We start from the raw sequence: 23,332 nt of genomic DNA on the forward strand, positions 1-23,332 counted from the left end.
TGATACCGAAGTATCGAATTGGATTATCATCAACGAGTGCCCACACAGATTGATAGGTCTATATTGTTAAAGAGCTTTCCTGTTGAGCTTTGCTCAAAACAGGACGGCCATTTTAGCGAGTTAAAGTTTAGTGTCAATCACTTTTTTCAAACTTTCTTCAAGCGTTTCCGCTTGGCTAATTTGGCTTGCTAACTTGGCTTCTTACTTTCGAAACTTAAGCTTCGAAGCGTTGCCGTGTCAGCGAGGTGGCATTATAGAGATTGCGATCACATTGGCAAGCCCTTTTTCTCGTTTTTTTTGATTTTTTTATCGTTTGGGTGTTTTTTATTCTAAAAGGCGAGTTTTCACTACTATTCTACCTCCATACACCCTGTAATCGCCCTGAATAAGGAAAAAAGATGAGCTCAATGAGAAGCTACAAAGGTATAAAGCCTGAACTTGGTGAGCGTGTTTACGTTGACCCAACCTCTGTTTTAGTCGGTGATATCCGAATTGGCGATGATTCTAGCATTTGGCCACTGGTAGCAGCGCGAGGTGATGTAAACCACATTCACATTGGTGATCGAACGAATATTCAAGATGGCAGTGTTTTGCATGTCACCCATAAGAACGCCGAAAACCCAAACGGCTACCCATTGATTATTGGTAATGACGTTACGATTGGCCACAAAGTGATGCTGCACGGTTGTGAGATCCACGATCGTGTTTTGGTTGGTATGGGAGCTATTGTTTTAGATGCTGTTGTAATTGAGTCAGAGGTGATGATCGGAGCAGGCAGTTTAGTGCCACCTGGGAAAGTATTAGAAAGTGGCTACTTATATGTTGGAAGCCCAGTAAAACAAGCTCGCCCTCTATCAGAAAAAGAACGAGCTTTCTTGCAAAAGTCTGCCAACAACTATGTGCAGAACAAAAACGACTACTTAAATGAAGTAAAAGACTTGAACTAAAACCCTGTTAACCGATGATGATATGGCCTTCTTCGTTGAAGGCTTCATCTTCTATTAGCTCTTCAGCCATTTCTTCTAGGTCGAATCGGTAATCAGTAAACACTTTAATTGCCGCTTGCTCAGTTTCAATCAGTGAACCACTGAGCTTTTCTAACTTTTGTTTCGTCACAAAGCACTCTATTAGTGCGCCTGATTGTTGCGCCGAAAAGTTTACCGATTGTGATACTTCATCCCATGATTGAATATCTGGGAATAAGATGGATTGATTCATCGCTTATTGACCTTCAAGATTCTTTCTTAGTTCTCTGAGAATTTGTTTGGCACCAGGACGTAAGCCACGCCAGAGCATAAAGCTTTCCGCAGCCTGCCCAACTAACATTCCAAGACCGTCATACGCATGAGCGGCACCATTCTCTTTTGCCCATAAGTTAAAGCTCGTCACCCCTTTGCCATAAATCATGTCATAGCTTGTACTGTTAGCGGCAAAGATGGAGGATGAAATAGTCGGTAGTTCACCACTAAGAGAAGCGGATGTGGAGTTAATGATGACATCATACTCTTCATCAATACTTGCCATCTCTTTGGCGCGGATAGGACCGTGAGAGACAAACAGCTCTGCAAGCTCCTGTGCTTTACTAAAGGTACGGTTGGAAATGGTTAAAGAGGTCGGCTTTTGATCGAGTAGTGGCTTAATAACACCACGAGCTGCACCACCAGCGCCAATAATTAGGATTCGCGCGCCTTCCAATACAACCTGATGCTGAATCAGATCTTGCACTAAACCTGCACCATCAGTGTTGTCACCGATGATTTCACCATCGTCTAACTTCTTGAGGGTATTTACCGCGCCTGCTAACTGAGCCCGTTCTGTCAATCGACTAGCAAATTGATAAGCATCTTCTTTAAATGGCATAGTGATGTTGCACCCCTTGCCACCTTCAGCAAAAAACACCTTCGCCGCGTCAATAAAACCATCAACAGGTGCACTTTCTGCGGTATACACCAAAGATTGATTAGTTTGACGAGCAAACAAGGTGTGAATGAATGGCGACTTACTGTGTCCGATAGGATTACCAAACACGGCATAGCGATCGATTTGCTGGGTCATTTCCTTACCTTTGTTCCTTACTTAGATATAGAGAAAACAGGGCCACCTGATTACAGATGACCCTATCACTATCTATCTATATAGAAAAGGAGATTCCGTGCTTACCACTCTCGTGGCGTTAGGTATCGCTCGTAAAGTTCAGCTTCTGGCGATCCCGCTTCTGGCTCGTAGCAGTACTCCCAGCGAGCGAGCGGCGGCATTGACATCAGAATCGACTCAGTACGCCCACCACTTTGTAAACCAAATAAGGTACCACGGTCATACACTAAGTTGAACTCTACGTAACGGCCGCGACGATATAGTTGGAATTCACGCTCACGCTCACCATACTCGATCTCTTTACGACGAGAAACGATCGGCAAGTAAGCCTGGCAATAGCCTTCACCGACTGCTTTGATGTAAGCAAAACACTTATCAAATTCCCACTGGTTTAGATCATCAAAGAACAAACCGCCAACACCGCGAGTTTCATTACGATGTGGTAGGAAGAAATATTTGTCACACCATGCCTTATGCTCTTGGTAAACATCGTCACCAAATGGTGCACAAAGCAGTTTTGCAGTATCGTGCCATGATTGGCAATCTTCTTCAAATGGATAGAACGGCGTTAGGTCAAAACCACCACCAAACCACCAAATTGGGTCTTCGCCATCTTTTTCTGCAATAAAGAAGCGAACATTGGCGTGTGAAGTCGGTACATAAGGGTTTTTAGGGTGAATAACCAAAGAAACACCCATCGCTTCAAAACGACGACCCGCTAGCTCTGGACGATGCGCTGTCGCAGATGCTGGCATTTCTTTCCCTTCCACATGCGAGAAGTTCACGCCTCCCTGCTCGAAAACAAGGCCATCACGCATAACACGTGAGCGCCCACCGCCACCAAGACGTTCGCCCGGTTCACGATGCCATGCATCCTCGACAAAGACGGCCTTTCCATCTTCTTGTTCTAACTGCTGACAAATGGAGTCCTGAAGTGACATCAAGAACTGCTTTACGGCGTGCTTATCGATCGCTGACATACGTTATTACCTATTACGTGAAACCTAATGATGGCTGGCTAGCAGGGTTAACCCTGTCTTAATATTTGTGAAGTTTTGGCGTCACGAATCTCGCTGGGTTTATCACGACCGCTGGTCTCGCCACGAAGAATGGCGACCAGCTTATCACCCAACTGCTCTTCGACTTCTTCCGTGGTCATACACGGTGGTAAGCCGGAAAGATTCGCGCTGGTAGAGGTTAACGGCTTTCCGAATGCATTACACATTTTTTGCACCAAAGGATGATCAGTCACACGAACCGCAATTGAATCAAACTGCCCTGAAACCCAGTTGGATACTTTATCGCTCGCTGGCATGATCCAAGTGTATGGGCCTGGCCAAGTGGCATGAACAGTCTGTAATTGTTCTTCAGTCAACTGAGATTCATCAATATAAGGCAAGAGCTGATCATAACTTGCCGCGATGAGAATCAGCCCTTTTTCTACCGGACGCTGCTTGAGCTCTAATAGCTTTTGAATTGCTTCTGGGTTATCTGGATCACATCCGACACCAAAAACCCCTTCTGTTGGATAGGCAATCACTTCGCCTTGCTTGAGTGCGTTGAGCACTTGTTCAAAGTTATCCACCGATTACTTCCTATTTGTTTGACTGTGTTGTTTTCACTAAGTGTACAAATATTCATTCTCAGACACTAAAGCAATTTTTTTATAAAATGTATCAATAGCGCCAACAACAAGACGCAAACGTTTGCTTGAGATAAAAATCCCCGTATAATGCGCACAAATTTATAGCTCACCTAATTTTTGCAGCTTAAAGGAGTTTGAGATGAAAGTCGGTATCATCATGGGTTCTAAATCCGATTGGCCAACCATGAAACTAGCAGCGGACATGCTAGACCAATTTGGCGTGCCTTACGAAACAAAAGTCGTGTCAGCACACCGAACTCCTCAATTACTGGCTGACTACGCTAGTGGCGCAAAAGAACGCGGCATCAAAGTTATCATCGCAGGCGCAGGTGGTGCAGCCCACCTACCAGGTATGGCGGCGGCGTTTACTAGTTTGCCAGTGCTTGGGGTTCCCGTTCAGTCTCGTGCACTGAAAGGTATGGATTCACTGCTTTCTATTGTACAGATGCCAAAGGGAATTGCGGTTGGTACATTGGCGATTGGCGAAGCGGGCGCAGCAAACGCCGGTATCCTAGCTGCGCAAATCCTAGGCACTCATGATGAAAACATCATGGCGAAGGTAGAAGCATTCCGTAATGAGCAAACGGAAACAGTTCTCGCAAATCCAAACCCTGCAGAGGATTAATCAGATGCATGTACTGGTTCTTGGTGCGGGTCAGTTGGCTCGTATGATGTCTCTGGCTGGTGCGCCACTGAATATTCAAATTTCAGCTTACGATGTCAGCAGCGGTGATGTCGTTCACCCTTTAACTCAACAGGTACTTGGCCATGGCTTGGAAAATGCGATTACGCAAGTTGACGTGATTACTGCCGAGTTCGAGCATATTCCACATGACGTGCTCAAGGTTTGCGAAGCGAGCGGCAAGTTCCTACCAAGTACGCAAGCCATCAAAGCAGGTGGTGATCGCCGTATTGAAAAAGCACTGCTTGATGATGCTGGCGTGCGCAACGCGAAATACTACGTCATTGAAACTCGTGAAGACTTTGAGCGCGCAATTGAACACGTTGGTATGCCAATGGTTCTGAAAAGTGCATTAGGTGGTTACGATGGTAAAGGCCAATGGCGCTTAAAAGAAGCTTCTCAAGTCGACGACATTTGGACTGAGATGGCAGAGTGCATCGCGGCAACACCAACTCAAGCGATTGTTGCTGAAGAGTTTGTTCCTTTTAACCGCGAAGTATCACTGGTTGGTGCTCGAAGCAAAGATGGCAGTGTGGAAGTGTATCCTCTGGCAGAGAACGTCCACACCAACGGTGTATTGAGCCTTTCTACTGCGATTGATGCGCCAGGGTTACAGGAACAAGCAAAGCAAATGTTCACGGCAGTCGCAGATAGCCTAGATTACGTTGGCGTATTAGCGCTTGAGTTCTTTGATGTCGATGGGGCACTTTTAGTGAATGAGATTGCTCCACGCGTGCACAACTCTGGTCACTGGACACAGCAAGGTGCAGAAACGTGTCAGTTTGAAAACCATCTGCGCGCAGTGTGCGGCTTGCCATTAGGTAGTACGAAATTGGTTCGTGAAACCTCAATGATCAATATTCTTGGTGAAGACACACTACCAGAAGCATTGTTATCAATGGATGGTTGCCACCTTCATTGGTATGGCAAAGAGAAACGTGCAGGTCGCAAGATGGGACACATCAACGTGTGTGGCGACTACCCAGGAGAATTGCACCGTAGGTTGTGCGCTCTGGCAGACATCTTAGACCCAATAGCTTTCCCAGCCGTGCAAGCGTTCGCTAAACAGCCTCAACACTAACGTTTGGCAGCAAAAAAATAAAAAAAGGGTCGCACGATGCGACCCTTTTTAATTCCTTTGATGTATTTACCCTTGCTGGGTGTGCTGGCACTTACGGTTGGCACATTGCAATTTCACACCACTGGCAAGTTTCTTCTCCACCAACAGAGTAAAACCACACTCTTCGCATCGCCCCTTGACCGGAGCAAGGTTCACAGCAAATTTGCATTTAGGGTAGTTGTCACATGCGTAGAAGGTTTTACCAAAACGCGTCTTACGTTCAACTAAATGACCTTTACCGCATTCAGGACACGCTTGGTGCTCTTGCGACTGTTTTTCTGGCTCTGGTTGATTAATCGACTCAATATGATGGCACGCCGGATAGTTACTGCAACCAACAAACATCCCATAACGCCCTTGGCGTAATACCAACTCGTTACCACAATCTGGACAAGGCACACCCAACTCTTTCACGATGTGACCATCATTGCTGTGTAGCGGTTTAATGTAATCACAGCTTGGGTAATGGTTACAGCCGAGAAATGGGCCATGTTTTCCGTGCTTGAGAGTCAGCTCACCACCACATTTTGGACACGGCTCGTGCTCCAAAGCGTGTTCATGGGCAGAGAAAAGGGTGTTGTCGATTTTACTACTCATACTTACCGTTTCGTGAAAAACACACAAAAAGACAAGCTCGCGTTTATTCTAGCTAAACTCGAACTTGCCCAGATGGTTAGTGAAGAATCCCTTGTTCCTTGGTGTACAACAGCTCTTCCATTAGCGTGTAAGCGTTTTCGTTACCAGGCACATTGAACAGCACCATCAGAATGATCCATTTGAGATCTTCAAGCTCAAACTCACTCGTTTCTAATCCCATCACTCGGTCAATCACCATTTCGCGAGTTTCTGTGGTTAACACATTGATTTGCTCGAGAAACAATAGAAATCCTCGGCATTCCAAATCTAAACGCTGCATCTCTTTCGCTGTGTAGATACGAGTTGATGACGAAGCCATGCAAGTCGAGATTGCAGAAGAGGTGTCACTTTGCTGCAATGCGGCAAGCTCTTCTAACCAGACAAGGGCTTTGTAGATATCTTTTTGTTGGAAGCCTGCACGAAGCAACTCTTCTTCCAACTCGTCTTGTTCGACCTGTAACTCTGCATCGCTATGGATGTAGGTTTCGAATAGATACATCAGTATATCCATCATCATAGCTAGCCCCTCCCCTTTCGAATATAGCCACCTGAAACCGCAACGACATGCCCAGAGAGTTCTAACTCTAAGAGCTGCATCATGACTTCTTGGACAGGTATATTGGTCCTGTTTGCAAGAATATCAACCGGTGTAGCTTCACTTCCTACGTTAGCTAACAGCTGAGGAAATGGCAATTCTTCTTCATCATTTAACGTAGAAAATAAATCGGTACTCTGATGAATAGACCAATCAAGCAAGGACTGTATTTCATCTAAGACATCTTTCGTCTTTTCTACGAGGCAAGCGCCATGACGTATCAACTGGTTTCCACCGCAGGCATTGGGGGCATTGATTGACGCTGGCAGCGCAAATACTTCTCGACCTTGCTCAAGCGCGTAACGAGCTGTAATTAACGAGCCGCTCTTTTTCGCCGCCTCGACGACCAGTACACCAAGCGATAATCCACTAATAATACGATTACGACGCGGGAAGTTTTCTGGGCGCGGCTTGGCATTAGGCCGAAACTCAGACACCAAAGCCCCATGTTCAATAACACGTTGCGCTAAACCACGATGACGTGCCGGATAAATATTTGCTAAGCCAGATCCTAGCACCGCAATCGTCTTACCACCCGCTTGCAACGCACCATCATGCGCATGACCATCAATGCCTAAAGCGAGACCACTGGTGACAATAAAATCGTGCTGAACAAACTCTGCAGCAAACTGACGTGCATGCTGTAATCCATCAATACTCGCATTTCGGCTGCCAACCATCGCGATTTGTGGCAGAGAAAGACAAGTAGAGTTTCCTTGAACAAAAAGTAGAGGTGGCGGCGCAACGATTTGTTTGAGTTGAGGTGGATAATGCGGGTCAGTCAGTGTCAGGATATGATGATTTGTAGAAGCTTCAAGCCAGCTTAAACAAGCATCGACTTCTTTATCTGTTGAAGCCCAAGCTTGAATTTGCTTAGTTGTTAACCCAAGTTGTTGTAGCTGTTCAGGAGAGAAGTTTACGATGTTACGTGGCGTGTCTCTTGCCAGTAGCTTATTCATTTTGACGCCGCCAATGCCTGGTAAACAACTCAGTTTTAACCAGGCAGCGAGATCATCGTTATTTCGTCGATTCATCGATGGTTAATTCGTCCGCCAACGGTGACACCACCGAAATATCTTGGTTAATGGGTTTAGTACTGTTAGTGATCAGTGCCAAGCTAAAGTACTCATAAGGACGAATGACCAGCAACTCACCAACTTTGCTTTGAGGCAAAGTAATTTTCTTATCAAGCACGCCAAACTCTTTCTTGAACTCATCGCCGTCTTTGTAAACTGGGTGCGCGTCTTCTTTTAAATCAAACACACTGCCTTGCTTCAGATTGTCTGACGTGCCTTTATCAATCACCACGACTTGGTTAGTTGAACTAAAGCGAATACCTTCGATATTACCTAGCAACTTTGCCGAACTGCCTTGTGGCGACGGCAGCGGGTAGAACGTAGTCGTGAAGTCAGTATTCTCAACCGATTGATTTGGCAACGCGATATCGTTACGTAGAATTTCTTGCATCTGCGATGTAAGCTTCAAACCTGAATAATCACTCGAAGCTTCAACGAGCTCGCCTTTGGCAATCAAACGCAGCGCGGTAATCTCTTCGGACACATCGTCACGCGAAAAGGTAGCTACTGGTCGGTAAATAGCCCAACCTGTCGCGGTCTGATTACCATTGATATACAGCACATCTTCTGCAGTCAGATACTTACTGCCTTTGCTGCTACCCATCACTTTTGCTGCTCTGCTCAACGAATCTTTATCTAGCAACCGATCCGATTTAAGGTAAGGCATCACCAAACCTTCCGCGACCGTTGGTACGGCTTTCTTTTCTGTGATGCGAGCTTTCGGGCTCAGCTTCTTAACCGGTTTTAGGCTCAACACGGGCTGACCGTTAATCCATACCAAAGACAGCTTGTCTCCGGGATAAATTAAATGAGGGTTATCGATTTCCGGGTTTACTTGCCATAAACGAGGCCACAACCACGGGCTATCCAAGTACATGGCCGAAATATCCCATAGCGTATCGCCCTTCACAACTACATATGTTTGTGGCGCATCATCTTTAACAGTCAGTGGGTTCGCATCCACATTTGCTACAGCGTTGAAAGAGAAAAGTAACGGCAACGTAACACTGGCAACGTTGCGGAAAATTCGATTCATGACCCTCGTCCTTGGTCTATTAAGCAGGAACCAGAATGGAAATTGGTGCAAGGATGCTGTCATTTAGGCTATAAAATGTCTAGAATTGAGCCAACAAGGTTTGTGCTGTTTCGGCACAGTTCAATATTTCGAGTGAATATGTCTGTATTACAAGTATTAACATTCCCGGATGATCGCCTGCGCACAGTCGCAAAGCCTGTTGAAGCGGTGACCCCTGAGATTCAAAAAATCGTCGATGACATGATTGAAACCATGTACGACGAAGAAGGTATTGGCCTTGCTGCAACGCAGGTTGATATCCACAAACGTATCGTAGTGATTGATATTTCAGAAACTCGCGATGAGCCGATGGTGCTAATCAACCCTGAGATTCTGGAAAAGCGTGGCGAAGATGGCATCGAAGAAGGCTGTCTGTCGGTACCAGGTGCGCGCGCACTTGTGCCTCGCGCTGCAGAAGTTACCGTTAAAGCACTGGATCGTGATGGCAAAGAGTTCACCTTTGAAGCCGACGACCTGCTAGCGATTTGTGTTCAACACGAGCTTGATCACCTACAAGGTAAGCTGTTCGTGGATTACCTATCACCACTGAAACGCAAACGCATTCAGGACAAGCTAGCAAAAATCAAACGCTTTAACGAGAAGCAGCAAAACGCTTAATCTCGAACCATACCAATTAGAAGGAAGTCTACCTTGAGTCAGTCTTTACGAATTGTCTTTGCAGGTACTCCGGATTTCGCCGCCCGTCACTTGGCGGCGTTGTTGTCTTCGGAGCATGAAGTAATCGCGGTTTACACAAACCCAGATCGTCCAGCGGGTCGTGGCAAGAAATTGGCTGCGCCACCGGTAAAACAACTGGCGCTGGAACACAACATCCCGGTTTACCAACCTGAAAGCTTTAAGTCCGACGAAGCGAAACAAGAACTTGCCGATCTGAACGCCGATCTCATGGTTGTCGTGGCGTACGGTATGCTCCTGCCACAAGCGGTTCTTGATACACCTAAACTGGGTTGTATCAACGTACATGGTTCTATCCTACCTCGTTGGCGTGGTGCGGCTCCAATCCAACGCTCTATTTGGGCGGGCGATGCAGAAACTGGCGTGACCATCATGCAGATGGACATCGGTCTCGACACTGGTGATATGCTGAAGATTGCCACGCTGCCAATCGAAGCGACAGATACCAGCGCTTCAATGTACGAAAAATTGGCTGAGCTTGGTCCAGAAGCCCTGATTGACTGCCTAGTAGACATTGCTGCGGGTAAAGCAGTGCCAGTGAAGCAAGACGATGAGCTAGCGAACTATGCGAAAAAGCTCAGCAAAGAAGAAGCACGCATCAACTGGAACGACGATGCGGCGCACATTGAGCGCTGCGTTCGTGCATTTAACCCATGGCCAATGAGCCACTTTGAGGCGGCAGAAAACAGCATCAAAGTATGGCAAAGCCGTGTGGCAGAGCAAACCAGTGACAAGCCAGCCGGCACCATCGTACAAGCAGATAAAACTGGTATTTATGTTGCGACAGGCAACGGCGTACTGGTGCTAGAGCAACTGCAAGTTCCTGGCAAAAAAGCCATGTCAGTTCAGGATATTCTGAATTCGCGTGCGGCTTGGTTTGAAGTTGGCACTCTGCTGGTTTAAGCCATACTAGGGGTTATTATCCCCGATTATACGAACTTTTAGAGGGCAGAGATGCCCTCCTTTACTTTAAGGTACTCATCATGAATGTTCGCGCTGCGGCTGCTAACGTCCTGTATCTTGTCGTCGACAAGGGCCACTCACTTTCAAGCGCTCTTCCAGCGGCTCAACAAACGGTACGACCTCGTGACCACGCTCTGTTACAAGAGATCTGTTACGGTGCGCTACGTTACCTCCCTCGCCTAGAAATGATCGCAAACCAGTTGATGGATAAGCCGCTCAAAGGCAAACAACGTGTATTCCATCACCTAATTCTGGTTGGTATTTACCAACTGAGCTTCATGCGCATTCCTGCGCACGCAGCAGTTGGTGAAACGGTTGAAGGCACTAAAGAGCTGAAAGGTCCTCGTCTGCGTGGTTTGATTAACGCTGTATTGCGTAACTACCAGCGCAACCAAGAAGAACTCGACCAAATGGCCGTCAGCAACAACGCTGGCAAGTACGGTCACCCAAGCTGGTTACTAAAACTGCTGCAAGAGGCCTACCCACAGCAATGGGAAAGCATTGTTGAAGCGAACAACCAAAAAGCACCAATGTGGCTGCGTGTGAACCATCAACACCACACTCGTGATGAATACCTTGCGCTGCTCAAAAATGAAAACATTGATAGCACGCCACACACAGAAGCAATGGACGCCATAAAATTGGCCGCACCATGTGATGTGATGAAGCTACCTGGTTTTGAAAAAGGTTGGGTTTCGGTCCAAGATGCGGCGGCGCAGCTCTCGATCAACTACCTAAAACCACAAGACGGCGAACTGATTTTAGATTGCTGTGCAGCGCCAGGTGGCAAGACGGCGCACATTCTAGAGCGCACGTCGGGCAGTGAAGTGGTCGCGATTGACTGCGACGACACACGCTTGAAACGTGTGCATGAAAACCTGAAGCGTCTCAACCTTCAGGCAAAAGTGGTTTGCGGTGATGCGCGTAATCCACAAGAATGGTGGCAAGGCGAGCAATTTGATCGCATTTTGCTGGATGCCCCATGTTCTGCGACTGGCGTGATTCGTCGTCACCCAGACATCAAATGGCTACGTCGTGCAGACGACATCGCCGCATTAGCAGAGCTGCAAAGTGAAATTTTTGATGCCATGTGGACGCAACTGAAGCCCGGCGGCACAATGGTTTACGCGACTTGTTCAATCACACCGCAAGAAAACGTGGAGCAAGTAAAAGCGTTTTTAGCACGTACCGCGGATGCGCAACTGCTGGATTCTGATCCCGACCAGCCTGGTCGTCAAATTCTACCAGGCGAAGAAGATATGGATGGTTTCTACTACGCAGTGCTAACTAAAACACACGCGTAACAGCATGCTAAATAGGGCGATTGAAGCGATTTCAATCGCCTTTTTCAGATACGAGAAAAGAGTATGAAGATCATTATTCTTGGTGCAGGTCAGGTTGGCGGCACACTGGCAGAAAACCTAGTGGGTGAAAACAACGACATCACCATCGTCGACAATAATGCCGACCGACTGCGTGAATTGCAGGACAAATACGACCTACGTGTGGTCAATGGCCATGCGAGCCATCCAGACGTGCTACACGAAGCTGGCGCGCAAGACGCCGATATGCTCGTCGCAGTAACCAACACTGATGAAACCAACATGGCCGCCTGTCAGGTCGCGTTCACTCTATTCAATACCCCAAACCGCGTTGCGCGTATTCGCTCTCCAGAATACTTGGCAGAAAAAGAAGCCCTGTTTAAATCTGGCGCCATTCCTGTTGATCACCTTATCGCACCAGAAGAACTCGTCACGAGCTACATCGAACGTCTGATCCAATACCCAGGCGCGCTGCAAGTGGTGAGCTTTGCTGAACAGAAAGTCAGCCTAGTGGCGGTGAAAGCCTACTATGGTGGCCCGCTGGTGGGTAATGCGTTGTCTGCTTTGCGTGAGCACATGCCGCACATTGATACCCGTGTGGCGGCGATTTTCCGTCAAGGCCGTCCGATTCGCCCACAAGGTACCACCATCATTGAAGCCGACGATGAAGTGTTCTTCGTTGCAGCAAGTAATCATATTCGCTCAGTGATGAGTGAGCTTCAGCGCCTAGAAAAACCGTACCGCCGCATCATGATTGTTGGCGGGGGTAACATCGGCGCAAGCTTGGCAAAACGCCTAGAGCAAACTTACAGCGTGAAGCTGATTGAGCGTAACTACCAGCGTGCAGAAAAGCTCTCTGAGCAACTAGAAAACACCATCGTGTTCTGCGGTGATGCGGCAGACCAAGAGCTTCTCTCGGAAGAGAACATCGACCAAGTCGACGTCTTCATCGCGCTGACCAACGAAGATGAAACCAACATCATGTCTGCAATGTTGGCAAAACGCATGGGCGCTAAAAAAGTGATGGTGCTGATCCAACGTGGCGCTTATGTAGACCTGGTACAAGGCGGCGTAATTGATGTAGCAATCTCACCTCAGCAAGCCACTATTTCAGCCTTGCTAACGCACGTTCGTCGCGCTGATATCGTAAACGTGTCCTCACTTCGCCGCGGCGCTGCGGAAGCGATTGAAGCCGTCGCTCACGGTGATGAAAGTACATCTAAAGTGGTTGGACGTGCGATTGGAGATATAAAGCTTCCACCTGGGACCACCATTGGTGCTATCGTTCGTGGCGAAGAAGTTCTTATTGCCCACGACCGTACGGTCATCGAACAGGATGACCATGTGGTGATGTTCCTGGTCAACAAAAAATACGTATCAGACGTCGAAGCGCTATTCCAGCCGAGTCCATTCTTCCTCTAGGATTTTCCTATGGTCAACTTACGTCCCGTACTGTTTGTTATCGGGCTAGTTTTATCCAAACTGGCCCTGTTTATGTACGTGCCGACTTTGGTCGCTTTCTTTACCGGTACGGGGGGATTCCTCGATTTCGCCCAAGCCGTTGTGATCACGCACCTTGCCGCCTTCATCTGCCTAACGATAGGTCGAACCGCCAAGTTCAAACTCAGCGTACGCGATATGTTCCTCATCACCAGTTTGGTTTGGACCATCGCGAGTGCGTTTGCCGCCTTGCCATTTGTGTTTATCAACCACATCAGCTTCACCGACGCCTACTTCGAAACGATGTCGGGTATCACCACGACGGGCTCAACGGTGCTCAGTGGCCTAGACAACATGGCGCCGAGCATATTGCTGTGGCGCTCTATTTTACAATGGCTTGGTGGCATTGGTTTTATCGTGATGGCGGTAGCAGTGTTACCTATGCTGAATGTCGGTGGTATGAAGCTATTCCAAACCGAATCATCAGATTGGTCGGATAAAAGTAGTCCAAGAGCGAAAACGGTCGCCAAAAACATCGTAGCGGTTTATTTGATGCTAACGGGCCTATGTATTTTGGGCTACTTGATCACCGGCATGAACCTGTTCGAAGCAATCAACCATGCCTTTACTACGCTATCGACGGGTGGATACTCTACATCTGATGGGTCAATGAACCACTTCTCTAATGGCGCACATTGGGTGGCCACTACCTTTATGTTCTTAGGTGGTTTGCCGTTTTTGCTCTTTATCGCCGCGTTACGTAAACGCCGTATTGATGTGTTGGTTAACGACGCTCAAGTTAGAGGATTTGCGTACCTGTTCGTATTCTCAAGCTTAGTGATTTCAGCTTGGTTAGTGATTCGAGATGGGTACACCATTTTGGATGCCCTGCGAGTGTCGATGTTTAATATTGTCTCTGTCGTCACCACAACTGGCTTTGGCTTAGAAGACTTCACCGCATGGGGCGCATTACCCACCACTCTTTTCGCATTCTTAATGATGGCGGGGGCATGCTCAGGCTCAACGTCTGGCGGGATCAAAATCTTCCGCTTCCAAATTGCAATGACGCTGCTAAACAAACAAATGATGAAGTTGATTCACCCTTCAGGAGTGTTTGTACAGCGTTATAACCAGCGACCGGTGAATGATGATATTGTTCGCTCAGTGGTGGCATTTGGCTTGATGTTTTTTATCACTATTATCTTTATCGCGGGTTGTTTAAGTGCACTAGGCCTCGACCCTGTGACCAGTATTTCTGGCTCAATCACCGCCGTTGCCAATGTTGGCCCTGGTATGGGCAGTGTGATTGGCCCGACAGGCAACTTCGCGCCTCTGCCCGATACTGCCAAATGGCTCTTAAGCTTTGGGATGTTAATGGGCCGCTTGGAAATTCTGACTATTCTTGTACTGTTCTTTCCTGCGTTTTGGCGCCGCTAAGCAGACTCTAATTAAAAGGTATAACAATGAAAACATGGATTACTCTGGCGACCCTACTTGCCGCCTCATCCACATACGCCGCCGAGGTCATCACTTTAGCCGATGGTCGAGAAGTGAAGTTGAACGATGACTTTACCTGGGAGTACGTCATGAAAAAACCGGCGCAGCAAGCGACGGAGACACAAACAACAGCAAGCGTAGTTGAAACAATCGCAGCTCCTGCGATTGCGACAATCCCAGTGATAACGAAAACCGTTGGCACGACCGTGGTGGTAAACGCCAAAAAGCCAACCATGCAGCTATCAGATTCAGGTGTGGATGTATTGATTGGTTCAGCAAGCTATCAAAGCGGTGAGCTTGTTTTACCTACATCAATCACTAACCAAAGCTCTCAATCTGTCATTCAAGTGGAAGTTGAGGTGCAAGTGTTTGATATGTCTGGTCAGCAACTGGCAAAAGAAAACGTGACTGTTTGGCAATCCATCAAGCGCATGGCGGATACCTACCTGCGACCTCAGCAAGCGGAGCAAGGTAAGAGCATTAAATTGGCTGTACCGCAATCACAGCAATACCAGTTTTCTGCCAAAGTGCTAGAGGTAAAAACTCGCTAATACGTGTTTAATATTCTTTGTTGAGCCTATCGGCTAGATAGGCTCAACAAAGTAATAAATAGCAAAGAAATGGCACACGCAGCCAGCCAAAACAAAGCCGTGCCAAATCGCATGGTTAAAGGGAATGCGCTTCGCAACGTAGAAAATCACGCCCAGTGAATACACAACTCCACCAGCAGCAAGCAGTGTAAGTCCGCCGACATCCAAGTTAATCGCCAACTGATAAATCACAATCAGCGATAACCATCCCATCACCAAATACGTCATCAAAGAAAGCTTTTTAAATCGATAGACGAACGCAACTTTCATGATGATGCCAATCAACGCAATGCTCCAAATAACGATCATCAACCCAAATGCTAGAGGTGTTCTTAAGCTGACTAACAAGAAAGGGGTATAGCTGCCTGCTATCAAAAGATAAATAGCACAATGGTCGAAGGTTTTTAGCCAACGTTTCGCTTTGGGATGAGGGATCGCATGATAGAGCGTCGAGGCCAAAAATAGCACGATAATACTCGCTCCATAAATCGCCATACTGGTAAGCGTTAAAGTGTCAGCTTGATGGTCTATGGCTTTAACTAACAGCAGTATCAAGCCAACAATACCAAAAATCATCCCTATACCGTGGGTGATGGTATTGGCCAGTTCTTCACGTTGACTGTATTGAGGTTTCTGCAGCTCGGACATCAATGCGCCTATACTAGAGTTTGAAATTTGCTCTAGTATGGCACATTAGGCTTACACGTGTAAGCTTAAATTAAGACTCATGAACGGCAGTAGTTTGATCGAGATAATTGAGTACCAGTTCGCCAACTTGATCTGGCTTAGTCGTGGCAGGAATGGTCAGCTCTCGCTTGAGTTTGCCACTACCCAGTAAGCTCGCGAGCATGCCACCTTGCCCCTTGCGTGTGCGGTCAACTTCAAACCACAACTTGAGCTCTTGCTCACTGCGGTGGGCAACAAATTCTAATTCGCGCCACACGCCGTGGTAAGGTCCGTCGGTTGGCACCAGTTCAAACTCTTGCACAAATGGTAGATCGAATCCTTTCACTTCCTCGCATTCCACCTGGCGAATTCGTAAACCTTGCGCTTCAAATGCAGATAGTACCGCATCCATCAGTGGATCAGGTCGAACGGTGAGGATGTCTTTATCAGTCGGATCCAAAGCAGCGGCAACGTCTAAGCCGGTTTCTAACCATACTTTGGCATCACCAATGGTGATAGGCGTGTTCCAAGGCACATCGAGCTTAACATCGAAGGTACGCTCTTCGCCGGAATGGATGGTAAATGCGTAAGGGAGACTCCACTTAGCAAGCACATGAGTTTGAGGTACTCGGCGCATGCTGTGTCCTTCTCGCGCACCACGGTCATCAGGGGCTTCTGCGATGTAGCGGCAACAGAGTTTTAAATCAATGTTGTCGATCGCTTGTTCAGTCGCACCACCATATACATGGATAGACACATCCACACTTTGACCTGGGTATAGCACGTCTTGGTTTAAGATTGAGTCGACCTTCGCGCTCCCAATCCCAAAACTGGCAAGTGTCTTCTTCAAAAATGACATAGGCACCTCCTTCATCGAGATCTCATACTACTACTGCTGATCGTGGGATCAAACAAAAATTGCCTCGAACATCGCGACAAAATGACAAAATCTAAACAATTCAATTGCTCAACTATCGACCAATTATTACAAGGATGCTAATCTTACACTTGATATGCATGCATATCGGTATTCCTGACTCATTAACTGGATTGGCGAGAGCCAGAAGAGTGATTCTTCAATCTTGTTGGAGCCTAGCTCATAATGATTCAGGCCATTACATCGGCAATGGATATGCCTGACAGTTAGGTAAATTAATGCGCCCAACAACAGTCAGGTTCGCACACACTAATACTAGTGCAATGCGCCGCCGCAGTGGCTTTACTACTGCACCAAAGGCAAAGCAAGTTGCGCCAGCAATGACATTGGTTGAGAAGACAGCAATGATGTCGAGTGTTCCGGCCAAAGTTATCAAAGCAGCTTAATCAAAAGCGCGGCGCCAGCTGCGCTTTTTTCTTTGCACGCAACTCATAAAACTTCAAAGACTTAGAACAAACCACGGTGAAAGAGATCGTTTTTCCTATTTGGTCTTAGCAAAGCAATTTGGTACCTTTACTGCTAATTACACCTATAAATTCTGTGGAGAAAGAAATGAAGTGTCATCGCATTGAAGAGCTGCTTGAGCTACTAGAGCCTGAATGGCATAAAGATCAGGAGCTGAACCTATTGCAGTTCATCGTTAAGCTGGCAAAAGAAGCAGGCTATGAAGGAAAGCTAGAAGATCTGACCGACGATGTACTGATCTACCACCTTAAAATGCGTAATAGCAGCAAAGATGAAATGATCCCTGGACTCAAAAAAGACCAAGAGGACGATTTTAAAACGGCGATCCTACGCGCTCGTGGCATCATCAAATAACCAGCTCAACAGCCAGTATTCTTTAAGCGACTCTCTCTGTGAGTCGCTTTTTTATAACCAAAGTTTTTAGTCCCACAATTGGTTATAACTGTTCAGCCAATTATCAGGTTAACTGTACTGATTTTTGTTGTTAAACATTGACTGCGTTAAAGAAAAGGAATTGTTATTGATTGTATAATCGCCGTTCATCAGTATTTACTAAAATAATTATGTCCGGTCATGATTTATGATAAGGACGAAGTAGCAATGTCATCGAGCGACATCAATAGAAATGACGCCGTACATTATAAAAGCCTAAGAAGGATGAGTGCATGAGTCAGGATAAGATCGATATCAAAGATGTGACTCCTAAAACCTACAACCCTAAGACTCATAAAGGGAATGGGGATCGGTTCAACCCAAGTAATCGCATCTATGTACGCGAAAGCAAAGGGACTTACCAGAAACTGCGTCGTTACGGTGGTTGGTTCTTACTGCTTCTCTTCGCTTTGATACCGTGGATCCCTTACGGTGAACGTCAAGCGATCTTGCTCGACATTGGCAACCAGCAGTTCAACTTTTTCGGTACCACATTGTATCCGCAAGATCTTACCCTACTCGCCTTGCTATTTGTGATCGCGGCGTTTGGGTTGTTCTTTATTACCACCTTCTTAGGTCGAGTTTGGTGTGGCTATCTCTGCCCACAAACCGTCTGGACCTTCATGTATATCTGGTTTGAAGAGAAGCTCGAAGGTAGTGCCAATAAACGCCGCAAACAAGACTCCAATAAGCTGACGGCGAATTTAGCGATGCGTAAAACCGTCAAACATATAGCTTGGTTTACCATAGCGCTCGCCACTGGTTTTACTTTTGTTGGCTACTTCGTACCAATGAAGCAATTGGTTATCGACTTTTTCACCTTTAACGCCAACTTTTGGCCCGTCTTTTGGGTAATGTTCTTTGCCATTTGTACCTATGGTAATGCTGGTTGGATGCGTTCCATCATGTGTATTCACATGTGTCCTTACGCGCGCTTCCAGTCTGCCATGTTTGATAAAGACACCTTCATCGTTGGCTACGATGCAAAACGTGGGGAAAAACGTGGCCCACGTCCGCGTAAAGCCGATCCAAAGCAACTTGGTTTGGGTGATTGTATTGATTGTGATTTGTGTGTGCAGGTGTGCCCAACAGGTATCGATATTCGTGACGGCTTGCAGTATGAATGTATCAACTGTGGCGCCTGTATTGATGCGTGTGACAACACCATGGATCGCATGGGTTACGAGAAAGGCCTAATTAGTTACACCACCGAGCACCGCTTATCGGGTAAGAGTACCAAAGTCATGCGTCCGAAGCTGCTAGGCTATGGTGCCGTACTACTAGTCATGGTCGGTCTTTTCTTTGCCCAAATTGCAGCGGTAGACCCAGCCGGCATGAGTGTTATTCGCGACCGTAACCAACTGTTCCGCGTTAATAGCTCGGGAGAAGTAGAAAACACCTACACCCTCAAGGTGATCAACAAAACTCAGCAAGTGCAAGAGTACTCGTTGGATGTTGAAGGGCTATCCGATGTAAGCTGGTATGGTAAGCAGACAATTCAGGTCCAGCCAGGTGAGGTATTGAACCTGCCAATGAGTCTTGGTGCCGATCCTGACAAGCTAAACTCTGCGATTACGACAATTCAGTTTATACTCACCGATAAGAGCAACGAATTCACCATTGAAGTGGAAAGCCGATTTATCAAGAAGCTATAACTTCGATGACTAATGGAAAAAGGCTCAGTAATGAGCCTTTTTGTTTATATGTCCCAAAGTATGTTTAACTTTGACGCCCTTACCCCAGACTTTATGTGGTACGCGTTAGAAAGCATCGGCGTTCGCGCAGAATCAGGCTTTCTTCCCCTCAATAGCTACGAAAACCGTGTTTATCAATTTACTGACGAAGAGCGTCGTCGTTATGTCGTCAAGTTTTACCGTCCTGAACGTTGGAGCAATGAACAGATCCAAGAGGAGCACGACTTTACTTTAGAGCTGATTGGCAATGAGATCCCCGTCGCACCACCTGTGCGCATCAACGGTGAAACCCTGCATCACTATCAAGGCTATGCTTTTGCGCTGTTTGATAGCGTGGGTGGTCGCCAATACGAGGTTGACAATTTAGATCAGCTCGAAGGTGTAGGGCGTTTCCTTGGCCGAATCCATAAAGTCGGCAGCCGCCAAGCCTTCCAACATCGCCCTACGATCGGCTTACAAGAATACCTGTATCAACCAAGAGAGATTCTGCAAAACGCCAATATGATTCCAATGCACTTGGAGAACAGCTTCTTCAATGACTTGGATATGCTGATCAAATCAATTGAAAGCCACTGGCACGAAGGCTTCAATATGATTCGTTTGCATGGCGATTGCCACCCAGGCAATATTTTGTGGCGAGATGGCCCTATGTTTGTTGATTTGGATGACGCTCGTAACGGCCCTGCAGTACAAGACTTATGGATGCTACTGAACGGTGAACGCCAAGACAAACTGATACAGTTGGATATTGTTTTAGAGGCTTACCAAGAGTTTTGCGACTTTAATCCTGCAGAATTGAAACTAATCGAGCCACTTCGCGGTCTACGAATGGTGCACTATATGGCATGGCTAGCAAAACGTTGGCATGACCCTGCATTTCCTCTCGCTTTTCCATGGTTTAATGAGCCAAAATACTGGGAAGGTCAGGTCCTTGCATTTAAAGAGCAGATCGCCGCTTTAGAAGAAGCACCGCTGTCTTTAATGCCTCAATGGTAAGTCAGGCCAAAAATTCAAAAATGGAGATATTTCGATGAAAAAACTGTTCGCACTGTTTTCTATGCTGATGTTAAGCCTGTCGGCACATGCAGCGCAATTCAAAGAAGGTGAACATTACAAAGTATTGGATCTTGAGGCATCAAAAAAACCTCTTGTGACGGAGTTTTTCTCTTTCTACTGCCCGCACTGTAATAGCTTTGAACCAGTTATCCAGCAACTGAAAAAGCAGTTGCCAGAAGGTACTAAGCTATTAAAAAACCACGTTTCTTTCATGGGTGGCAACATGGGCCCATCAATGAGCAAAGCCTACGCAACGATGGTTGCACTAAAAGTGGAAGACAAAATGGTGCCAGTGATGTTTAACCGCATCCACAATCTAAAGAAAGCACCACGTAATGATGAAGAACTTCGTCAAATCTTCCTTGATGAAGGTGTAGATGCGAAAAAATTCGATTCTGCATTCAAAGGCTTCGCGGTTGATTCAATGGTTCGCCGTATGGACAAGCAATTTGAAAACAGCGGTCTAACCGGCGTTCCTGCGGTTATCGTTAACAACAAATACCTAGTTCAAGCACAAAGCATCAAAACGATGGATGAGTACTTCTCTCTGGTGAACTACTTGCTGACACTAAAAAAATAAGCACATCGATATCAATCAAAAGGGGAGCACATCGCTCCCCTTTTGTTTACTTGTAAATCTCTTGTAGTAACCGATCTTTTTCTTGCCACACATCACTCAGCCATTGCTGAAATTGCCGCTTATAGGGCTTATCGTTGAAGTAATCACCGAGCACTCGTTCATCAACGGGTAACACATTCACACGCACAACCACCTTGCCCATTCGACCCATCAATAAATCCTTGAACGGTTTATGCGTATTTTCTGGGTACGCCAACGTAACGTCGATAATGCTCTCGAACTGTTCCCCCATCGCCGCTAACGTGTACGCAATCCCGCCCGATTTTGGTTGCAGCAAATATTGATAGTTTGCTTTACTCTTACGCTGCTTTTCTTCGGTAAATCGGGTTCCTTCGACATAGTTAACCACTGTGGTTGGAGTGTGTTTGAATTTAGCGCACGAGCGACGTGTCGTTTCTAAATCTTGACCTCGCTTATGAGGGTTGCGGATCAGATACTCTCGCGAATAGCGACGCATAAATGGCATATCGAGCGCCCAACACGCCATCCCGATGAAAGGCACATACAGCAGTTGTTGCTTGAGGAAAAACTTCGGCATGGGAATACGGTCTTTAAACACGCAGCAAAGCACAACAATATCTGTCCAACTGAGATGATTACTGATCAGCAGATACCACCCGTCTTTTTTAAGCGCTTCACCGCCCTGAACATCCCACTCAACACGGTTAGATACCGCCAGAATGCACGCATTAACGGTAGCCCATAACCACATCACCTTATTGGCACAAGCGGTCGCTATCGCTTTTAGCTTTACGCCAGGAAGCAATATTTTAAATACAGCGATAACACAAATTGCGAGTGAACAAACCGCAGAATTGAGAATCACAAAAGAAGCGTTAAAAAAAAATAACAAATATGCCAACATGATAGTCAAACAACAGTGATAATGTGTGAAGAATAAAACAGCGTGTAATTATACTGCGCCTTTGCCACATTGGAACATGCGTGGGAATGGTCAGATTTGTTACCGCAACCAATATGTGCACCACTCATTCGACAACAAGGAGATAACGAATGAAACCAAGGCTACTTCTCTTGCCTTTGGCCTTTGTCGTCAGTTCTGCTCAGGCTCAACTCGCTGAAACCGCAGGTTTTGGCGGTGAAATTTCGCTGAATGCCGGATTCATATCATCAGAATCCAATTTCAATACAGAAAATAGTAACACCATCGATTCTCTCGATAAGCGTGCCGATAGTGACAGTTCCGTTATCGCTGCACCGCTAGGGAGTGTGACATACACCTTTGGTAGCCGACTCAACCACCAAGTTTACGCCGGTACCACACGCTCAGATGTCGCGGTAGGTACACTCGCTTTTCAGTTGGGCTATCAACACGAGCTACAATCTGGCACCGTGATCGATGTTTCCTATCTGCCGACGGTACTCAAAGGCGAAACTTGGCGCAACCCTTATCAAGTAGGAACCGCACGTAAAGAGACGGATGTTGACGGCAATGCGTATCGCTTTCAGATCAAAGGGTTAATTGATAAGAACTTCAACCTTGATCTTGCTTATGCTGATAAAGACATCGAGCAGGAGGAAGTGACAGACCGCTCACTTGCTCGCGATGCTAACCTTTACTATGTCAAAGGCGACTATCGCATTCCACTCAACCAAACGTCTATGTTGCAACCCGCTTTCACCTACATCAATCAAGATGCCGACGGTAAGGCGGAGTCATTTGATTCGTACGGATTTGACATTAGCTGGTTTAAATTTATCAACCGCCATCGATTGGCTCTCACCGCGGGTTACGCATGGAAAGACTATCAAGCCGCTAGCCAAACTTTTGCTAAAACACGAAATGACGACACCATCAGCCTATTTGCGGCCTACGAATATCAAAACGTATTTGACTGGCAAGACTGGTCGTTCATTTCTTTAGCCGGCTATAGCCAAACTGACTCGAATATAACGTTTTATGAGGAGAAAGAGTACCTATTGTCGCTTGGTCTCAACTACACCTTCTAACGTCCTTCATCGCAACAAGGTGCTTACAACACTTGTTGCG

Annotated in this window: 26 protein-coding genes; 15 read left to right on the forward strand and 11 right to left on the reverse strand. The window is 46.6% G+C overall.

Annotated elements, in window-relative coordinates; genetic code table 11:
* Positions 1 to 398 precede the first annotated feature (398 nt).
* Complete coding sequence (locus R7P74_RS20570; RefSeq protein WP_005379096.1) at positions 399 to 947, forward strand: gamma carbonic anhydrase family protein; 549 nt, start codon at positions 399 to 401, stop codon at positions 945 to 947.
* A gap of 7 nt (positions 948 to 954) precedes the next feature.
* Here R7P74_RS20570 and R7P74_RS20575 read toward each other — a convergent pair whose 3' ends face one another.
* From R7P74_RS20575 to R7P74_RS20590, 4 genes are all read right to left on the reverse strand, one after another.
* Complete coding sequence (locus R7P74_RS20575; protein WP_005379090.1) at positions 955 to 1,218, reverse strand: DUF1488 domain-containing protein; 264 nt, start codon at positions 1,216 to 1,218, stop codon at positions 955 to 957.
* Between the two features lie 3 nt (positions 1,219 to 1,221).
* Positions 1,222 to 2,055 (reverse strand): shikimate dehydrogenase, encoded by an 834-nt coding sequence (gene aroE, locus R7P74_RS20580; RefSeq protein ID WP_318123136.1) that lies wholly within the window; start codon positions 2,053 to 2,055, stop codon positions 1,222 to 1,224.
* A 101-nt stretch (positions 2,056 to 2,156) separates the two neighbouring features.
* A complete protein-coding gene (gene hemF, locus R7P74_RS20585; protein WP_053350839.1) occupies positions 2,157 to 3,074 on the reverse strand; it encodes an oxygen-dependent coproporphyrinogen oxidase in 918 nt (305 codons plus the stop codon).
* A gap of 47 nt (positions 3,075 to 3,121) precedes the next feature.
* Positions 3,122 to 3,679 (reverse strand): L-threonylcarbamoyladenylate synthase, encoded by a 558-nt coding sequence (locus tag R7P74_RS20590; RefSeq protein ID WP_005379084.1) that lies wholly within the window; start codon positions 3,677 to 3,679, stop codon positions 3,122 to 3,124.
* Positions 3,680 to 3,878: 199 nt separating this feature from the next.
* On the opposite strand from R7P74_RS20590, the gene purE reads away from it, so the two are divergent.
* Complete coding sequence (gene purE / locus R7P74_RS20595) at positions 3,879 to 4,364, forward strand: 5-(carboxyamino)imidazole ribonucleotide mutase (RefSeq protein WP_005379082.1); 486 nt, start codon at positions 3,879 to 3,881, stop codon at positions 4,362 to 4,364.
* Between the two features lie 4 nt (positions 4,365 to 4,368).
* Complete coding sequence (locus tag R7P74_RS20600) at positions 4,369 to 5,502, forward strand: 5-(carboxyamino)imidazole ribonucleotide synthase (RefSeq protein ID WP_104975714.1); 1,134 nt, start codon at positions 4,369 to 4,371, stop codon at positions 5,500 to 5,502.
* Between the two features lie 66 nt (positions 5,503 to 5,568).
* Here the strand turns inward: R7P74_RS20600 and R7P74_RS20605 are convergent, their stop codons facing one another.
* The 4 genes from R7P74_RS20605 to R7P74_RS20620 form a co-directional block, all read right to left on the reverse strand.
* Positions 5,569 to 6,138 (reverse strand): DNA topoisomerase family protein, encoded by a 570-nt coding sequence (locus R7P74_RS20605; protein WP_213906779.1) that lies wholly within the window; start codon positions 6,136 to 6,138, stop codon positions 5,569 to 5,571.
* Between the two features lie 76 nt (positions 6,139 to 6,214).
* Positions 6,215 to 6,694 carry a DUF494 family protein gene (locus R7P74_RS20610; RefSeq protein WP_005379074.1) on the reverse strand — a complete coding sequence of 160 codons (480 nt, stop codon included), beginning with the start codon at positions 6,692 to 6,694 and terminating at the stop codon, positions 6,215 to 6,217.
* A gap of 2 nt (positions 6,695 to 6,696) precedes the next feature.
* Positions 6,697 to 7,806, reverse strand: a complete 1,110-nt coding sequence (gene dprA / locus R7P74_RS20615; protein WP_262681862.1) for a DNA-processing protein DprA — start codon at positions 7,804 to 7,806, stop codon at positions 6,697 to 6,699.
* Positions 7,790 to 8,884 carry a LysM peptidoglycan-binding domain-containing protein gene (locus R7P74_RS20620; protein WP_318123139.1) on the reverse strand — a complete coding sequence of 365 codons (1,095 nt, stop codon included), beginning with the start codon at positions 8,882 to 8,884 and terminating at the stop codon, positions 7,790 to 7,792. The genes dprA and R7P74_RS20620 overlap by 17 nt, the downstream gene beginning before the upstream one ends.
* A gap of 138 nt (positions 8,885 to 9,022) precedes the next feature.
* On the opposite strand from R7P74_RS20620, the gene def reads away from it, so the two are divergent.
* From def to R7P74_RS20650, 6 genes are all read left to right on the forward strand, one after another.
* Positions 9,023 to 9,541, forward strand: a complete 519-nt coding sequence (gene def, locus R7P74_RS20625; protein ID WP_005379068.1) for a peptide deformylase — start codon at positions 9,023 to 9,025, stop codon at positions 9,539 to 9,541.
* Positions 9,542 to 9,574: 33 nt separating this feature from the next.
* On the forward strand, positions 9,575 to 10,522 hold the full coding sequence (gene fmt, locus R7P74_RS20630; RefSeq protein ID WP_005379066.1) for a methionyl-tRNA formyltransferase: 948 nt from the start codon (positions 9,575 to 9,577) through the stop codon (positions 10,520 to 10,522).
* An 80-nt stretch (positions 10,523 to 10,602) separates the two neighbouring features.
* On the forward strand, positions 10,603 to 11,886 hold the full coding sequence (rsmB, locus tag R7P74_RS20635) for a 16S rRNA (cytosine(967)-C(5))-methyltransferase RsmB (RefSeq protein ID WP_025628789.1): 1,284 nt from the start codon (positions 10,603 to 10,605) through the stop codon (positions 11,884 to 11,886).
* Positions 11,887 to 11,949: 63 nt separating this feature from the next.
* A complete protein-coding gene (gene trkA / locus R7P74_RS20640) occupies positions 11,950 to 13,326 on the forward strand; it encodes a Trk system potassium transporter TrkA (RefSeq protein WP_005379062.1) in 1,377 nt (458 codons plus the stop codon).
* A 9-nt stretch (positions 13,327 to 13,335) separates the two neighbouring features.
* Positions 13,336 to 14,781: a TrkH family potassium uptake protein gene (locus R7P74_RS20645; protein WP_017821575.1), complete on the forward strand. Its 1,446-nt coding sequence runs from the start codon at positions 13,336 to 13,338 to the stop codon at positions 14,779 to 14,781.
* 26 nt (positions 14,782 to 14,807) lie between these two features.
* Positions 14,808 to 15,392 carry a DUF3157 family protein gene (locus R7P74_RS20650; RefSeq protein WP_025768917.1) on the forward strand — a complete coding sequence of 195 codons (585 nt, stop codon included), beginning with the start codon at positions 14,808 to 14,810 and terminating at the stop codon, positions 15,390 to 15,392.
* Between the two features lie 33 nt (positions 15,393 to 15,425).
* On the opposite strand, the gene trhA is transcribed toward R7P74_RS20650, so the two are convergent.
* Positions 15,426 to 16,079 (reverse strand): PAQR family membrane homeostasis protein TrhA, encoded by a 654-nt coding sequence (gene trhA, locus R7P74_RS20655; protein WP_025768918.1) that lies wholly within the window; start codon positions 16,077 to 16,079, stop codon positions 15,426 to 15,428.
* A 70-nt stretch (positions 16,080 to 16,149) separates the two neighbouring features.
* Positions 16,150 to 16,956 carry a sporulation protein gene (locus R7P74_RS20660; protein WP_031781056.1) on the reverse strand — a complete coding sequence of 269 codons (807 nt, stop codon included), beginning with the start codon at positions 16,954 to 16,956 and terminating at the stop codon, positions 16,150 to 16,152.
* A gap of 296 nt (positions 16,957 to 17,252) precedes the next feature.
* On the opposite strand from R7P74_RS20660, the gene R7P74_RS20665 reads away from it, so the two are divergent.
* From R7P74_RS20665 to R7P74_RS20685, 5 genes are all read left to right on the forward strand, one after another.
* The gene (locus R7P74_RS20665; protein ID WP_005379043.1) at positions 17,253 to 17,420 is read left to right on the forward strand and encodes a hypothetical protein; all 168 of its coding nucleotides are present in this window, start codon (positions 17,253 to 17,255) and stop codon (positions 17,418 to 17,420) included.
* Between the two features lie 166 nt (positions 17,421 to 17,586).
* Complete coding sequence (locus R7P74_RS20670) at positions 17,587 to 17,853, forward strand: YihD family protein (RefSeq protein ID WP_017821571.1); 267 nt, start codon at positions 17,587 to 17,589, stop codon at positions 17,851 to 17,853.
* A gap of 311 nt (positions 17,854 to 18,164) precedes the next feature.
* Positions 18,165 to 19,586 (forward strand): cytochrome c oxidase accessory protein CcoG, encoded by a 1,422-nt coding sequence (gene ccoG, locus R7P74_RS20675; protein ID WP_225474243.1) that lies wholly within the window; start codon positions 18,165 to 18,167, stop codon positions 19,584 to 19,586.
* A 48-nt stretch (positions 19,587 to 19,634) separates the two neighbouring features.
* On the forward strand, positions 19,635 to 20,621 hold the full coding sequence (locus R7P74_RS20680; protein WP_225474246.1) for a serine/threonine protein kinase: 987 nt from the start codon (positions 19,635 to 19,637) through the stop codon (positions 20,619 to 20,621).
* Between the two features lie 34 nt (positions 20,622 to 20,655).
* On the forward strand, positions 20,656 to 21,261 hold the full coding sequence (locus R7P74_RS20685) for a thiol:disulfide interchange protein DsbA/DsbL (RefSeq protein WP_225474244.1): 606 nt from the start codon (positions 20,656 to 20,658) through the stop codon (positions 21,259 to 21,261).
* A 46-nt stretch (positions 21,262 to 21,307) separates the two neighbouring features.
* Here the strand turns inward: R7P74_RS20685 and R7P74_RS20690 are convergent, their stop codons facing one another.
* On the reverse strand, positions 21,308 to 22,186 hold the full coding sequence (locus tag R7P74_RS20690) for an acyltransferase (RefSeq protein WP_005383867.1): 879 nt from the start codon (positions 22,184 to 22,186) through the stop codon (positions 21,308 to 21,310).
* Between the two features lie 149 nt (positions 22,187 to 22,335).
* Between R7P74_RS20690 and R7P74_RS20695 the strand changes: the two genes are divergently transcribed.
* Positions 22,336 to 23,292 carry a DUF2860 domain-containing protein gene (locus R7P74_RS20695; RefSeq protein ID WP_005383865.1) on the forward strand — a complete coding sequence of 319 codons (957 nt, stop codon included), beginning with the start codon at positions 22,336 to 22,338 and terminating at the stop codon, positions 23,290 to 23,292.
* Positions 23,293 to 23,332 lie beyond the last annotated feature (40 nt).

Source organism: Vibrio sp. 2033 (assembly GCF_033339735.1).